At 58.2% G+C, this 13,690-nt stretch carries 15 protein-coding genes; 7 read left to right on the forward strand and 8 right to left on the reverse strand.

The features are described 5' to 3' along the window. Nucleotides 1-91: 91 nt before the first annotated feature. Together JYG36_RS11390 and JYG36_RS11395 are read left to right on the forward strand one after the other, a co-directional pair. Nucleotides 92-559, forward strand: a complete 468-nt coding sequence (locus JYG36_RS11390; RefSeq protein ID WP_093381448.1) for an NUDIX hydrolase — start codon at nucleotides 92-94, stop codon at nucleotides 557-559. 16 nt (nucleotides 560-575) lie between these two features. Next, nucleotides 576-1,055 (forward strand): isochorismatase family protein, encoded by a 480-nt coding sequence (locus tag JYG36_RS11395; RefSeq protein WP_213603992.1) that lies wholly within the window; start codon nucleotides 576-578, stop codon nucleotides 1,053-1,055. 44 nt (nucleotides 1,056-1,099) lie between these two features. On the opposite strand, the gene JYG36_RS11400 is transcribed toward JYG36_RS11395, so the two are convergent. From JYG36_RS11400 to JYG36_RS11415, 4 genes are all read right to left on the reverse strand, one after another. Continuing rightward, nucleotides 1,100-1,258 carry a DUF2986 domain-containing protein gene (locus JYG36_RS11400; RefSeq protein WP_082075383.1) on the reverse strand — a complete coding sequence of 53 codons (159 nt, stop codon included), beginning with the start codon at nucleotides 1,256-1,258 and terminating at the stop codon, nucleotides 1,100-1,102. Between the two features lie 4 nt (nucleotides 1,259-1,262). Beyond that, a complete protein-coding gene (locus JYG36_RS11405; RefSeq protein WP_045194143.1) occupies nucleotides 1,263-2,153 on the reverse strand; it encodes a sensor domain-containing diguanylate cyclase in 891 nt (296 codons plus the stop codon). Nucleotides 2,154-2,242: 89 nt separating this feature from the next. Then, nucleotides 2,243-2,575, reverse strand: a complete 333-nt coding sequence (locus JYG36_RS11410) for a low molecular weight protein tyrosine phosphatase family protein (RefSeq protein ID WP_213603994.1) — start codon at nucleotides 2,573-2,575, stop codon at nucleotides 2,243-2,245. Beyond that, the gene (locus JYG36_RS11415) at nucleotides 2,572-2,766 is read right to left on the reverse strand and encodes a hypothetical protein (RefSeq protein ID WP_176794245.1); all 195 of its coding nucleotides are present in this window, start codon (nucleotides 2,764-2,766) and stop codon (nucleotides 2,572-2,574) included. Before JYG36_RS11415 ends, JYG36_RS11410 begins: the two co-directional genes overlap by 4 nt. Nucleotides 2,767-2,920: 154 nt before the next feature. Here JYG36_RS11415 and JYG36_RS11420 point away from each other — a divergent pair, with 154 nt between their 5' ends. Further along, complete coding sequence (locus JYG36_RS11420) at nucleotides 2,921-3,397, forward strand: hypothetical protein (RefSeq protein ID WP_093381455.1); 477 nt, start codon at nucleotides 2,921-2,923, stop codon at nucleotides 3,395-3,397. Between the two features lie 165 nt (nucleotides 3,398-3,562). On the opposite strand, the gene JYG36_RS11425 is transcribed toward JYG36_RS11420, so the two are convergent. Continuing rightward, entirely contained in the window at nucleotides 3,563-4,432 is an 870-nt protein-coding gene (locus JYG36_RS11425; RefSeq protein WP_213603996.1) for an AraC family transcriptional regulator, read from the reverse strand. A gap of 146 nt (nucleotides 4,433-4,578) precedes the next feature. Further along, entirely contained in the window at nucleotides 4,579-4,920 is a 342-nt protein-coding gene (locus JYG36_RS11430; RefSeq protein WP_123566275.1) for a DUF6124 family protein, read from the reverse strand. Between the two features lie 525 nt (nucleotides 4,921-5,445). Here JYG36_RS11430 and JYG36_RS11435 point away from each other — a divergent pair. From JYG36_RS11435 to JYG36_RS11450, 4 genes are all read left to right on the forward strand, one after another. Continuing rightward, nucleotides 5,446-6,849: an AAA family ATPase gene (locus JYG36_RS11435; RefSeq protein ID WP_213603998.1), complete on the forward strand. Its 1,404-nt coding sequence runs from the start codon at nucleotides 5,446-5,448 to the stop codon at nucleotides 6,847-6,849. Next, entirely contained in the window at nucleotides 6,849-7,778 is a 930-nt protein-coding gene (locus JYG36_RS11440) for a DUF4435 domain-containing protein (protein WP_213603999.1), read from the forward strand. The genes JYG36_RS11435 and JYG36_RS11440 overlap by 1 nt, the downstream gene beginning before the upstream one ends. Nucleotides 7,779-8,158: 380 nt before the next feature. Continuing rightward, nucleotides 8,159-10,378 (forward strand): TonB-dependent receptor, encoded by a 2,220-nt coding sequence (locus tag JYG36_RS11445; protein ID WP_213604000.1) that lies wholly within the window; start codon nucleotides 8,159-8,161, stop codon nucleotides 10,376-10,378. A gap of 140 nt (nucleotides 10,379-10,518) precedes the next feature. After that, nucleotides 10,519-10,872: a DUF1428 domain-containing protein gene (locus JYG36_RS11450; RefSeq protein WP_213604001.1), complete on the forward strand. Its 354-nt coding sequence runs from the start codon at nucleotides 10,519-10,521 to the stop codon at nucleotides 10,870-10,872. 63 nt (nucleotides 10,873-10,935) lie between these two features. On the opposite strand, the gene JYG36_RS11455 is transcribed toward JYG36_RS11450, so the two are convergent. Together JYG36_RS11455 and JYG36_RS11460 are read right to left on the reverse strand one after the other, a co-directional pair. Continuing rightward, nucleotides 10,936-12,561, reverse strand: a complete 1,626-nt coding sequence (locus JYG36_RS11455; RefSeq protein ID WP_213604002.1) for a methyl-accepting chemotaxis protein — start codon at nucleotides 12,559-12,561, stop codon at nucleotides 10,936-10,938. A 139-nt stretch (nucleotides 12,562-12,700) separates the two neighbouring features. Next, nucleotides 12,701-13,612 (reverse strand): AraC family transcriptional regulator, encoded by a 912-nt coding sequence (locus JYG36_RS11460; RefSeq protein ID WP_213604003.1) that lies wholly within the window; start codon nucleotides 13,610-13,612, stop codon nucleotides 12,701-12,703. Between the last annotated feature and the right edge of the window lie 78 nt (nucleotides 13,613-13,690).

Consider the following 13,690-nt stretch of genomic DNA (forward strand, 5'->3'; position numbering starts at 1 on the left):
ATAGACCGGTAAACAGAGAAAAGTTCTATGGCTGCGCGGCTAAAGCGCTGGCGTATGATGCGCAGCCCTCTTTGCCGACAAGGATATCGCCATGCTCCCCAACAAGGCCTGCGCCGTGGTTGTTGCCGCCACCCCGAACCCCAGAATCCTCTTGTTTCGTCATCCGCTGGCGGGTGTGCAGCTAGTAAAGGGCACGATTGAACAAGGCGAAACGGCGGGCCAGGCAGCGCTGCGGGAACTGGCCGAAGAGTCTGGCATCAATGCCGCGACCCTTGCCGATGATCTTGGCTGTTGGGACGCCGGGCATCTGGGGCAGGTCTGGTCGTTCCACCTGTGCCAGGCGAGCGGACCTTTGCCGGAGCAATGGACGCATCAGACGCTTGACGACCACGGCCACAGGTTCGAATTCTTCTGGGCTGCGCTCGAGCATTTGCCCCTTGCCGATTGCCATCCGGTCTTTCAGCGCGCGCTGCAGTTTTTATCGGCAAGCCTGAAAGCGCGCGGTCATTGGGCAGGCGAACAGCCGTTGCAGGACGATATACTCCGCGCCATTGATTGATGCTCAAGAGAACGTTATGCGCCAGGTTTTGCTTATCGTAGATGTCCAGTCCACCTTCAGCCCGCCCGAGTGGCTGGTCGATGGCGTGCGGGCGTTGTCAGAACGGATCCTGACGATTGCCTCGGTCGAGTTGCACGATGAGCAGGTGACGCCGTTTGAACAGCAACTCGGCTGGCACCCTGCGGCCGAAGACGAAAGCCTGGTCGAGGCCGATAAAGTGTTTATCAAGCACGGTTACGGGCAGACCGCTGAAACCATCGAGTACATCAGGCAGCTCGGTGTCGAGCGCGTGCTGGTGTGCGGCATCCAGACCGAAACCTGCGTACTCGCCGCCGGCTTTGCGCTGTTCGATGCCGGGCTCTCGCCGACGTTGGTGACCGACCTTACGGTGGGCTCATCGCTGGACCGCTCGGGGCAGTTGGGCATCAGTTTGTGGAAGCATCACTTTCGTCAGGTTACGACCCGGGCAGAGGCGATTGCTGAGCTTGATGCTTGAGTCTGTAGCAGTAGTCGTTGCCTATGCTTCGGGATACGCAGCTCTCACTCTGAAGGCGTGACAATAGCTTCGCTGGCCTCAGCTTCCAGTTTCAACCGGTCAGCCTTGCTGATGTATTTAGGCTTGCTCTTGGGCGCCAGTTTGGCGCTGGCCTTTTTCGCGTGGGCCTTTAACAGCTGCTTGATTTTCTTTTGACGGTTCACGTTGTCACTCGACTGGTAATTGCTTGAGAGCTACCCGCTGCGCGGCGCGGTGCTTCTTGATCCGGTACATATCGCCATCGGCATGGCTGAGCAGGGTATCGGCATTCTCCGCGTCCTGAGGGTAAAAGGCTACGCCGACACTGCACGACGGCATCGAGACAGCGCCGAACTCGGCACCCAGCGGCTCGGCCATGGCCGCGAGAATCTGCCCCACCTTGGCGTAGACGGCTTCCTGCGACGCGATACCCGGCAACAGCACGGTGAATTCATCGCCACCAATCCGCGCCACCGTGCCAGCCTCGCGCACACAGTCTTCAAGGCGCCGGGCAATCATGCAGAGGATGCGGTCACCCATGGCATGCCCATGAACATCATTGATCCCCTTGAAATCATTGACGTCGAGAAACAGCAACGCCAGTGCGCTTTGCTGGCACTGCGCCGTGCGCACGGCCGACTCCAGCCGATCATTGAACAGCGCGCGATTGCTCAGCGCCGTCAACGGATCATGATGGGCCAAAAAGCGTAACTCCGCTTCGGCCTCGTGCAGCGCTGTCACGTCCCGCGCCACACCGATGCGCGCACCCACCTCCTCGGACCAGAACGCCGCCCAGAGGATGTGCACGATGCCGCCATCCTTGCGGATGTAGCGGTTACGAAAATCGACGTGGGATTGGCCGTTCATGACCCGGACAATGGAGGCCTTTGTAACCGCAAGGTCGTGCGGATGAATGTAGTCGGTGATCGGCGTGCCGGTCAGCTCGCCAGCGCGGTAACCCAGCAGCGCCTCGCAGGCATCACTGACAAAGACAATCTGGTGATCCCTGTCGACCACGAAGACCGTGTCCAGCATCAGGTGGATCAGTTTCGGGTACAGCGCTTGGAGGTCAACGGGCATAGGCTGGCACGTCCGGTGGGTGTCGGTGAATCGTAGCGCGATCGCCGCATTGCTAGTGCAGTTACGCTGCGCTTGCCAGCGTTTGTACATCAACCCTGGGCGGCTAGAAAAGCCCCGACGCTGTCTTCGAGCAAGGCCACCAGCTCCGGGTCCATGTACTGAAAATCGTCGAGAATATCCAGGGTATGGAGCGGCTTGTGTTCAAGCAGCCGCGCGTACTGCGCCTGCAGACGATTGTGGTGCTTGCGTTCCATGACGAAAATCACATCGGCCCAGCGAATGTCCGCCGGGCCGATGGGTTTGCGCGCATTCGGGCTGGTGCCCGCCGACCGGGCATCGAAGCCTGGGCGGCGGCGCCAGAGCGCTTCTGCGGTAGGGCTGCGCCACTGGTTGCGGCTGCAGACGAACAGGAGGTTAGTCACTCTTGATCCAACAGTTGGCGGGTGGAGCGAACGGGATAGCTCAGGCCGAGCTGGCGTGCCCGTAGCAACTTGTCGCCACGGGTGTAGAGCAGCTTCCAGTTCTTTTCAGGCTTGAACAGCAGCGGGTCTGGCGCTTTGCTCTTGCCGTTTTTGCGGGCCTGGGAGCGTCTCCAGGCGCGGGTTCTGTGCATGATCATTTCCTCGTGAGTACCGGGTTCAGCAGCCGCGGTAATACGAGTTGGGCTTATAGTAAGCGCGAATCAGCGTTGCGGCTAGCTAGTCGCTGGTTTTCATGTAGGAGCGGGCTTGCCCCGCGATCCAGTCGGCGGATACAGGAAGTACTCAATGAACACACCGCAATGGCTCGCCTTGTTCGAGCACGCTTTTCGCAAAATGGAAAAGAAACTTGAGCAAGTCGTGCAACTGAACAGCTGCCGCGAACACTGGATACAGGCCGAAATCAGCCTGCACGCCTGGTTTGAACAGAACATTGAAATCTGGACAGAGCTGCCGATAGGCGAGCGGCGTAAAGCGGACCTGTACGCGCTGGATGCCAGTGGCGCCCCGGCGATGGTTGCTGAAATCAAATGCCTGGGCGATGTATCGCAAGCCAAGTGCCTGGAAGGCGATTGGTCGGTCCGTGCTGATGTCGACCGGTTGCGCTCGTTCGAGTGCCCGACCCGGTTGTTTGTGCTGGTGATCGCTAATGGTGAGCGGGAAACCACTACCGGGCGCCGTCTTCGTGAGGACGAATGGGTGGATGGGCGTGAGTGCGTGAGCGTGGACCTGGAGTTTGCACGGGTGCGGATGTGGGCACTGTGATCGACCTCAGCGGTTGGTAAGCCGGGGTTTGCAAATCCATTGCAGGAGCGGGCTTGCCCCGCGATCAGGCCAGCCCAGCCAGCACATAAGGCGGCGCCTGAGTTACGACCGCTTCGCGCTCGATCGCGGGGCAAGGCCCGCTCCCACAGGCCCCGATACACCTCTCTAGCGTAACGGCACGTAGATATCCGTCTGCCACTGCGCCTGCGGCGTCTCTGGATACACGCTCAGGTAATGAAAAAACAGCGGCTGATCGCGCAGCTCCTCACCACTGTCCGGCAACCAGTCGCGATAGATCGGATAGATGGATTCACCAATATGGTCGGGCGAACCCACATGCCGCACCACGGCATAGCGCCCGCCAGCAATCAGTCGTTCGTGCACGCCGGCTTCATTCGCCGCCACCGCCTCGTCGATCTCGCCACAAATGGCGAAACGAAAATCCTCCGCCGGCGTGGTATCGGGGTTGCCATAGGGGATGCCAAAAGTACGGCTCGACGCCACCGGCGACTGCCCGCTGGCCATGCGCCAGGCAATGAACCGGTTCACGCTCTGGCTGACCTGCGCGGGCGGCCCGCAGTGCTCCAGCGCCGCGACCCGGGTTTGCGCAAACTCGACAATACGTACCTGCATGATGATGCTCCTGGAAAAGTGAGGGATAGCGAACACCGCATTCCAGGCCTGCCAGTTCGGCTGCCGGCGAAAGCCGCTCGGCGACATCCCCAGCGCCCGCCGAAACGCCCGGCTGAATGCCTCGGGGCTTTCAAAACCTGCCGCGAGGGCGGCCTCCAGTACCGAAAGATCTGCATTGGCCGCCAACCGGTGCGCCGCCTGGCGCAAGCGCATCAACTGCACATAACGCGAAACCGGCACGCCGACGTACGCCGTGAATTGGCGGTGAAAGTGAAACACCGAAAAGTTCGCCACCTGGCTCAGGTTTTTTACCGACAGATCACCCTCGAGGTTGGCGTCGATGTAGGCCAGTACAGCGCTGAAGCGCAGGGTGTAGGCGGCGTTGGGCGGCAGGTCGGGCACGGCTTCAGGCTCTTGGAAGTACGGTCGGCATAGAATCGACTATACCCGCGTGGCTGCGCCTAGCCGGGTTTGCTCAAGATGAATTTTCAGCGGATGAGCATGAGCTCGGTGGGCCGCGTCGGCGGCCCGGGGTTAGCCTGCAGTCTTCACTTCAGCGCAGCTTGATCCATCTGCGCAACACGCCGCTGCAAGGCTGCAGTCATGGCGTGAGCCTCGACTTCGTCCAGGCAAGCTTCGACCAGCGCAATGCTCATTTCCAGCGAGTGCTGAGTAGCCCAGAGCAGGCCGCGCACGTCAGGGTCGACCTTTTCACAGGCCTGGGCGTTGGTCTGGTAGGCGCTTTTGAGCAGAACGGTGGCATGCACCAGGGCGTCTTCGGCTGAAGCGCCTGTGCGCACGGCGAACAGAGGGGCGTGGCTGCCGTTGCAGGAGCCGAAGGTGGTGGCGGTTTTGGTGACGAGGGGTGGGTCGGGGACGGGCTTTGTCATTGTTGTGCTCCTTGATTGGTAAATCGGAGCCGCCACAAACCGTGACCAAACGATGGGTGGCGACTGTACGCAGGTTGGTCAACCGGGAATCAAGGAACCCGGCGCGCACGAATGCGCCCCACGCACAGCCGCCATAACTCGAAACAACAGGCATGAAAAAAGCGCCGGCTGAATCGGATGGGGCGCTTGTGCGCCTTGATTTCTCACAGGTGACCAAACCTGTGTCGCTGGATTTACAGCGACTGGGGGGAAGGTTAGCGGGAGAATTGCTAGGAAGCAAGATCCTGAGTGGCGGGAGTGATGCAAGTGATGTATATAGGGTTGATACATGGTAGATGGCATAACACACCCTTTAGTCGGCTAACATGCAGCAGATATTTACGTTGGAGGGGCTGGTTTAGTATTGCGTTGCTAAAGGAGAGGGTTTTAGGTGCGTTGCGTAGAAGGCTTCTTACGATTTTATAATCACTGCAGGTTAATCTTGGTGCGGTTATAATGGGCTTAAATGACTGATAGGGATATTGTATGGATTTTGATGTTGTTTATATTAAAAGGGTTTCTCTGAAGGGGATTCATCAGAGATATGATTTGGACGTCAGTTTCAACAAAACTTTGAATGTTCTGCATGGGCATAATGGGACTGGGAAGTCTACCCTTATTCATATTATTGCTAACATAGCTAATCGTGATTTTTTACGATTTGCATATTTGAGTTTTGATGAGGTGCTCGTTGAATATTCTAATCGGTGCAAAATTGAAATTCTTCGGCATGGCGCTGAGCCGGCGGTGTTGGAGGTAAAGTACTTTGACTCTGAGGGGCGTGGGAGTTTCTTTGAGTTCTTAGAGTCTGATGCATTTAAATCGTTCGCGGTAGTTGATGAGGAAAAGTGGGAGGGGCGAGAGCCAAGAACTGAGTTGACAAGCCTGATGAGGGGGTTCTTGGAGGGTAATAATGTTCCCGAAATTAACAATTCTTATTTTCCTGCATTCAGGGCGATGCTAGAGGCTTGGTCTAGTCAAGTTGATGAGGAGATGCGGCGGTTTCGTGGTATAGCTGTAAAGAGGATATCTGTTAAGAAGGTGACCTCTTTTGCTCGAGGGTTGTTTGGTAAATTTTTGCCGGAAATTAACTACCCTTCACCGTTGAGTATCGAGAGTAATGTAAAGGAAGAGATTAGAGAGGCGCAGCTGAAAATCGCCCAGTATGAAAGTTCCGTATTTTCTAATTCTTTTGTTAAAGTGTTCTCCGCAATTTTGCAGGATGGTACTAGTTCTGATTTGCATGCGGAAGACCTCTTGAGAGAGATTTCAGAGCTTACTACTGAGTCGGCAGTTAATAAGTTGGTTAACTATGAGGGGCCCTCCAATGCTTACGCCCAACTGCAGCAGTTAGTAGGGGCTAGTCGAGCGTCTCGTGATCTAGCAAGCTCTGCTACGGGGGCGTTAGTAGTGTATAGGGATGCTCTGAGAGAACGAAGAAGTTTTCAAGAGTCTATATTTGAAGAGCTGGATAAATATTTTGCGGCTGTTAATAATTTCTTAGAGCAGAAAACTCTTCGCTACGTTCCTGATACTCATCGACGAATTCCACGCGTAGGTCTTCAGTTTCCTGACGGATCATGGAGTAGTATTCGAGTTATGTCATCGGGTGAGCGTCAGCTGCTTACGATGCTTTATGCTGTGACCAAGATGAGTGCTGATACTTTAGTTTTGATTGATGAGCCTGAGCTTTCTTTGCATATTGATTGGCAGGAAGAGCTGCTGGAGAAGATGATGGATCAGCTTGGGAATCGTCAAATTATAGTTTGTACGCACTCTCCTGCAATCGCTTCCAGTTATCAAGACTGCATGATTGAAGTAGTGCCAATACTTTCTTCAAAATACGCGTCCGGTGTCGATTCAGTTGATGAGGACGAGGAGCTGATCTGATGGAGCTCAAATATGATCTCGCTCAATACTTAACAATGACAAAAATGAGTTCAAAGATTAGAGTGTTGGTTGAGGGGAAAGATGATCGCTCTCATGTGCATAATTTAATAAAAGTCGCTGCTCCAGGCTTGAGATTTAGAGTGGATACTGCAGTGGAACTAGTCGGTGACTGCGATGAGACTCGCACAAACAATAGAGCGAAGATTGAGAAGGTTCATTCATGCTGTAAAGGTAAAGGTACTCATAAGAAACTGTTCTTTTTTTGCGATCGCGAATTTAGGCGGTTTGTAGTTGGTGACTCTATTGTCGATGAGTTGTTAGAGCATGAGGTTGATGGGAATCTATCTTGGAGTTTGGGGCATTCAATTGAAAATTATTTTTTAAGTTCATCTATGCTTTGTGAAGGCTTTCGATACTTAACGGCTTCCGCGCAAAAAAATGAAGCTATCGATATGTTTGTAAGGTATTTCCCTTCTGCCATAAGGTTAGTTGCGTCTCTAACAGTTGCTGCCAAGGATTTAAGGTGTGCAGGATATCCGGGTGGATTGTTAAAGTGGCAAAACATTGAGTTTAATGATGCGGGCATTGTTTTGAAGTTTGAGCCCTCGGATGATGTGTTTAGAAACAGATTTTTAAATGCTGTGGAAGAGTCGGACTCAATCGTCAATGCCACTGATGTAGATGTTTGCTCTAGATTTTGTCGGGGGCACACAGCGGTATTGGTGTTGCAGAGGGTTTTTGCAGCATGCCTATTTTTCTGTGGTCAGAGCAGCGATGCAATAGCCGCAAAATATGACGCGGATGCCTTCAATAATCTCTCCGAGGCCACTATATCTTCGGCGCTGTCTGAGGCATGGATCCTGAGAGTTCGACAAGGTGAACCACAGTATCCACTGCCTCTCGTCGCTTCCATTTTAGCATGTGCTTAATGATTTCTTATTTGGCCGGACAGTAGTCCGGCTATCTCAGTCGAAAATAATCCGTGAATAATGTTGAATTGCGCTACAGTGCAGGGTGCTTGTTTGAAATTAACTCGGGAGCCACGACCTTGTTGATAGAATGTTATTGGTTATCAGTTTCGAGGTGTAAAGCAAGAAACTCAAGATTCTGTCGGCTCGCTACTGACCCTATCGACTACTATCAGTGAATAATTGCTGGTACTCAAGCAACCCATGCTGCATCGCTGCTGACCCCGCAGCACTTCCCTCATGCTACGGCCAAATAAACTATAAAAATCAACCAACTACCCACCTGGCACAACCATTGCGAAGCCCCCCGTCTCTTTCCCCTTTGTGGAACATTGACGTTCATGACCGCTCCCTTCGCCCGCGTGCCCCTGTTACTGGCCATCGCCGCTGCCTTGCCCACGCTCCCCGGCTTCGCCGCCGAGCCAGCCCCCGAAGCCCTGCCCACCGTTACCGTCACCGCGCAAAAGCGCGAAGAGTCGGTGCAGGACGTGCCCTCGGCCATTTCTGTGGTCAGCGCCAGACAGATCGCCGACAGCGGCGGCGGTTTCAGTGCCGGCAAGGCGTTGCAGAACGTGCCCAACGCCATCGCCCCGGAGTTTGCCGGGCACCAGCGGCCGCGCTGGTACATTCGTGGCATGGGCTCGGGGGACATGGCCTCGACCACGGTTTACCCGGTGGGCATCTACACCGATGACGTGTATATCGACCCTCACGTAGCCACCGGTTTTCCGCTCTACGACATGGAGCGCGTCGAGGTGCTGCGCGGGCCGCAGGGCACGCTGTGGGGCAAGAACACCACCGGCGGGGCGATCAACTTCGTTTCGCGCAAGCCGGATTTCGAGAAAGCCAACGGTTACTTCAAGCTCGACCTGGGCAACTACAATTCGCGCCTGTACGAAGGTGCCTATGGCGATACGCTGATCGACAACAAGCTGGCCGCACGGGTGGCGTTTGTCGACCAGAGCGCCGATGGCCAACTGGAGAACCAGGTCGATGGCCACACCGTCGGCGATATCCACGACCAGGCCCTGCGCCTGCAGTTGCTGGCGCAGATCAACGACGACCTGCAGGCCACCCTGCAATTGCATGGCCGCGACTACACAGGCCAGGGCATTGCCACCCGCGCCTGGGGGGCGGGGCCGGGCGGCAGCACGCTGTTTGGCCCGGCACCCAAGCCGGATACCGATGAGGCCGCATTTACCGGCAAGGCCGAAGACCGCATCGAGCACAACGGTGTGCAGTTGGCGTTGAAGTGGGACCTGGGCGACCTGCAACTGGATTCGATCACCGCCTTCGACGATATTCACGAAAAAGCTGAAAGCCCGAACATGAGCATCTACGAGTTCGGCCGCGGTTTTAACGATGACCGCTGGAAGCAGGTGTCTCAGGAGTTGCGTTTGTCTTCGGCGAAGAACCAGCCGCTCAGCTGGATCGTCGGCACCCATCTGTTCCATGAGCAGCTCGACAGCCGCAACGACAACGGCCTGTTGCCCAAGTCCTACAACCAGGCCTTTGGCGTGGCCGATTATGGCCGTACCGATATCGACCAGCGCACCGACAGTTTCGCGATTTTCGGCAGCAGCACCTGGCAGGCCACTGACAACCTGAGCCTCACCGCCGGCCTGCGCTGGACCCGCGAAACCAAGGACATCGACCTGCACCGCGTCGCAGCGCCGGATGCCGACGCGGTCAGCTACAGCAGCGAACGCGACTGGTGGAAGCACTACAGCGGCGACCTGGTGACCCGCGTTGAACAGGACGAAAAGCGCACCTGGAACAAGCTCACCTACGACTTCACCCCCGAGTACCAGCTCAACGACAACGCGCGGGTGTATTTTCGTTATGCCAAGGGCTTTCGCTCCGGTGGTTTCAGCGGCGGTGCACAGGTGCAGGCCGAGGCCTCGGTGGTGGCGCCGGAGAACGTCGATGCCTATGAACTGGGGGTCAAGAGCGAGTGGTTCGACGAGCGCCTGATCGCCAACGCCAACGTCTTTTACTACGACTACTCGGACATCCAGGTCAACGCCGTGTCGGTGCGCGACGGGCAGGTGGTGTCGCTGCTGACCAACAGCGGCCAGGGGGTGATTCGCGGCGCCGAGTTCGAGCTGCAGGCCTTGCCGTTCAGCAACCTGGAGCTGCATGGCTCGCTCGGCTTGCTGCATACCGAATTGCAGGACTTCGAGTCGGGTGGGGTGGATTACTCCGGTAACCGCATTGCCCGCTCGCCGTCGCGGACCCTGGCGGTGGGCGGCAGTTACCGGATACCGCTGGAAAATGGCGATGAAGTGCGCCTGGGCACGGACTGGCGCTACCAGAGCCGGATCTTCTTCCTGCCCACGGCGCAGCAGGATCACAGCGTGTCCCAGGGCGGCTATACCTTGGGCAATGCCAGTGCCACCTATCACCTGGGCGGGCGCTATGACCTGGACCTGACTGCTTACGTGAACAACCTGACCGACAAGCAGTACAAGACCGACAGCGTGCCGCTGCCGTTTGATATTGCCTGGGATGCGCGCGGGGATCGGCGTACCTTCGGGGTGAGTGCGACGACGCGGTTTTGAGCCGGGGCTGCCGGCCTCATCGCTGGCAAGCAGCTCCCACAGGGTGCGATGACCATCGGTCGGGCTTGCGTGCAAGCCTGTCGATCCACCCCCGGCCCAATCGACCATCCTGCACATACCCCACGTGCAGGAGTGCCCCCATGTCCTATGTAGACGGTTTCGTCCTCGCAGTCCCCACCGCCAACCGCGACACGTTTAAAAAGCACGCCGAAGCAGCAGCCGTAGTGTTCAAGGAGTGCGGTGCCTTGAAGGTCATCGAATGCTGGGGCGACGATGTGCCGGATGGCAAGGTCACCTCGTTCCCCATGGCTGTGAAGCTCAAGGGCGACGAGACGGTGGTGTTTTCCTGGATCCTCTGGCCGTCGCGCGAGGTGCGCGATGCCGGGATGCAGAAGATGATGCAAGACCCGCGCATGCAGCCTGACAAGAATCCGATGCCGTTTGATGGCATGCGAATGATTTTTGGTGGGTTCAGGATTCTGGTGGAAGTCTAGATGTATCGCGGGGCAAGCCCGCTCCCACTGTAGGAGCGGGCTTGCCCCGCGATAGGCTCCCCGCTAAACCCTGAACCGCGCCACCAGCGCCGTCAGCTGCCCGGCCAACCCCGCCAGCGCCTGGCTGGCTTCGCGGGTTTCCTGCGCCCCGGCCGCCGAGCGGGTCGACAGGTCGCGAATGTTCAGCAGGTTGCGATCCACTTCCCGCGCCACCTGCGCCTGTTCCTCGGCAGCGCTGGCAATCACCAGGTTGCGCTCGTTGATCTCGCCAATGGCGCTGTAGATCCCCTCCAGCACCTGTCCCGAGGCCTGGGTGATGCCCAGGGTTGATTGCGCCCGCTGGGTGCTGGCATGCATCGAGGCCACCGCCGCTTCGGTGCCGTGCTGCACGCGGCCGATCATCTGCTCGATTTCCTGGGTCGATTGCTGGGTGCGGTAGGCGAGGGTGCGTACTTCATCGGCGACCACCGCAAAGCCACGCCCGGCTTCACCGGCACGGGCCGCTTCGATGGCGGCATTGAGCGCCAGCAGGTTGGTTTGCTCGGACACCGAGCGGATCACTTCCAGCACCTGGCCGATATCGCGAATCTGCCCGGCCAGTTGCTCCAGGTGCTCGCTGCTGGTTTGCACTTCACGGGCCATGGCCTGGGTGCCGTCGAGGTTGTCGCTGACCTGGCGGCGGCTCTGTTCGGCCAGGTCATTCGAGGCGCTGGCGGCCTGGGAGGTGGACACGGCATTGCGCGCTACTTCTTCCACCGCGGTGGTCATTTCAGTGACGGCGGTGGCAGCCTGTTCCAGCTCCTGGTCCTGCTGGCGCAGGCTGTGCGAGCTCTGTTCGGTGATGCCGTTGAGCGCACCGGCAGCTTCGGCCAGTTGCGTGGCGCAACTGCTGATCTGCCCCAGGGTGTCGCGCTGGCTGTGCTGCATGCGCTGCAGTTCGCTGAACAACTGGCCGATCTCGTTGCTGCTGTGCACCGCCACCGGCACGCTCAAGTCACCGCCGGCAATGCGCTGAAAGTGCTGCCCGGCTTCACGCAGCGGGCGCAGCACGCGCTGGGCGATAAAGCTCCAGCACAGTGCGGCAAGCAGCAAGGTCAGCAGCCCCAGCGCCACGCTCAGCACCTGGGCGCTGCTCAGACGTCGATCGGATTCGAGCATGATCTGCTGGCTGCGCTCGTTCAACGCCGCCACCAGTTGCTGGCGCAGCGCCTGCAAGCGGCCCATGGCGTTGCCAGCGTCGGTGTTGACCCTGAAGTAATGCTGCAGGTCGTTGTTGCCGGTCGCTTCACGCTGGCCGGCCACGGCCTTGGCGTAGTCGCCGAAGGTGGTTTGCAGCTCGACGGCGAGGCCTTTAAAGGTGGGCTCCTGGGCATTGCTGACCAGCTCGCTGATCAGTTGCGCGCTGTTGCCCAGCAGTTCTTGCGAGAGCTTCAAGCGTTTGTTGGCGCTGTCGCTGTGGCCGCCGCTCTGTTCGATAAAGCCCGAAGAGACATTGGCGCTGGCGCGGATCGCCATCAGCAAGGCGTTGTTCAGGCGATCCGACTGGTGCGCGGTCTGGTCCAGTTCGCTGATCTGCTGGTCGCTGCCCACCGCCACGCGCCAGGCGCTGACGGTGGAAAACAGCAAGGTCAGGCTGAACAGCGACAGCACCCAGAACATACCGGTGCGGATTTTCAGGTCGGCGAACATGCGGGCAGTACTCCTTGAGTTGTTATCAGCACCACGCTTTGCCGCGGCAACGGCGGTGGGTGGTCTGCTATCGGAGTCGCCGGCGGCGGACTTGAGGGCGCTTAGCCTGCTTGTGTTCGATTACCGCACGCTGTTTGCCTCAGCGCCCCTCATGTTGGCGCCGATAGGCCCCCGGCTGCACGCCGACGGCCTTGCTGAAGGCGCGGGTAAACGCGGCAATCGACTGATACCCCACCGCTGCGCACACCTGCTCGACGGTGTTGTTGGCCTTGAGCAACTGGCAGGCATGGCGCATGCGCAGGGCCAGCAATACCTGCCCCGGCGATTGCCCGGCCAGTTCGCTGAAACGCTTGAAAAATGCCGAGCGCGACAGCCCGGTGCAGGCCGCCATGCTTTCCAGCGACCAGGGCTGCTCGGGGTGTTCGATCAACTGCTCGAGCAGGCTGGCAAAGTTGCCGTGGCGGGCCAGGGCGACCAGGCCGCGGATGCCCTGGTCGTCACTGACCCGCTGGCGCAGCACGTACAAGAACAGCAAGTGGCTCAAGCGTTCGAGCAAGGCCGAGGAGGGCGCAGGCAGGCGTTGGCACTCGGCCAGGATCAGCTCGAACAGCGCCCGCGCCGCGCTTAGCGCCGGGTCGCCGGCGCGCAGGATGATCCAGTCGTCCAGGCCTTCGATGATCAGCGACGACAAGCCCGGCTGAAAATGAAAGAAGCCGCACACCAGGCCCACGCCATCGGTGGCTGTACTGTCCAGCGGTTGCATGACCTGGCGTGGTTGCTGCTGGGCCAGCTCGCACTCCTCGGCGTTGGACAGCCGATAGTTGAAGTCGCGCAGCAGGAACACCGCATCGCCCGCTTGCAGGCGAATGGCCTCGGCCTGGCCATCGATATGCAGCCAGCAGTGGCCCTGGACGATCAGGTGGAAACTGGCCCGCGCCAGGCCATGGGTGCTGGCGTGCCAGCCACCGCAGTAACGCCCGACATGGAACAGGCTGGCGTCTAGCTCAAGGCTTTCTAATAACCAATCGACTACTGGGCTGGATGAAATCATCTAATGAAAAGACTCAGGAGCAAGTAATAGCGACTGCAGAATATGGCAGGTAATTCTTATAACCAACAGACTTGTGGC

Origin of the sequence: Pseudomonas sp. SORT22 (genome assembly GCF_018417635.1) — a bacterium.
Taxonomy (GTDB): domain Bacteria; phylum Pseudomonadota; class Gammaproteobacteria; order Pseudomonadales; family Pseudomonadaceae; genus Aquipseudomonas.

What these genes read in the sequence shown, in the direction of transcription:
- JYG36_RS11420 (WP_093381455.1), top strand. Translation starts at nt 2,921, where the DNA reads ATGAACACACCGCAATGGCTCGCCTTGTTCGAGCACGCTTTTCGCAAA.
- JYG36_RS11440 (WP_213603999.1), top strand. Translation starts at nt 6,849, where the DNA reads ATGGAGCTCAAATATGATCTCGCTCAATACTTAACAATGACAAAAATG.
- JYG36_RS11415 (WP_176794245.1), bottom strand. Translation starts at nt 2,766, where the DNA reads ATGCACAGAACCCGCGCCTGGAGACGCTCCCAGGCCCGCAAAAACGGC.
- JYG36_RS11430 (WP_123566275.1), bottom strand. Translation starts at nt 4,920, where the DNA reads ATGACAAAGCCCGTCCCCGACCCACCCCTCGTCACCAAAACCGCCACC.
- JYG36_RS11445 (WP_213604000.1), top strand. Translation starts at nt 8,159, where the DNA reads ATGACCGCTCCCTTCGCCCGCGTGCCCCTGTTACTGGCCATCGCCGCT.
- JYG36_RS11435 (WP_213603998.1), top strand. Translation starts at nt 5,446, where the DNA reads ATGGATTTTGATGTTGTTTATATTAAAAGGGTTTCTCTGAAGGGGATT.
- JYG36_RS11455 (WP_213604002.1), bottom strand. Translation starts at nt 12,561, where the DNA reads ATGTTCGCCGACCTGAAAATCCGCACCGGTATGTTCTGGGTGCTGTCG.
- JYG36_RS11450 (WP_213604001.1), top strand. Translation starts at nt 10,519, where the DNA reads ATGTCCTATGTAGACGGTTTCGTCCTCGCAGTCCCCACCGCCAACCGC.
- JYG36_RS11460 (WP_213604003.1), bottom strand. Translation starts at nt 13,612, where the DNA reads ATGATTTCATCCAGCCCAGTAGTCGATTGGTTATTAGAAAGCCTTGAG.
- JYG36_RS11390 (WP_093381448.1), top strand. Translation starts at nt 92, where the DNA reads ATGCTCCCCAACAAGGCCTGCGCCGTGGTTGTTGCCGCCACCCCGAAC.
- JYG36_RS11405 (WP_045194143.1), bottom strand. Translation starts at nt 2,153, where the DNA reads ATGCCCGTTGACCTCCAAGCGCTGTACCCGAAACTGATCCACCTGATG.
- JYG36_RS11395 (WP_213603992.1), top strand. Translation starts at nt 576, where the DNA reads ATGCGCCAGGTTTTGCTTATCGTAGATGTCCAGTCCACCTTCAGCCCG.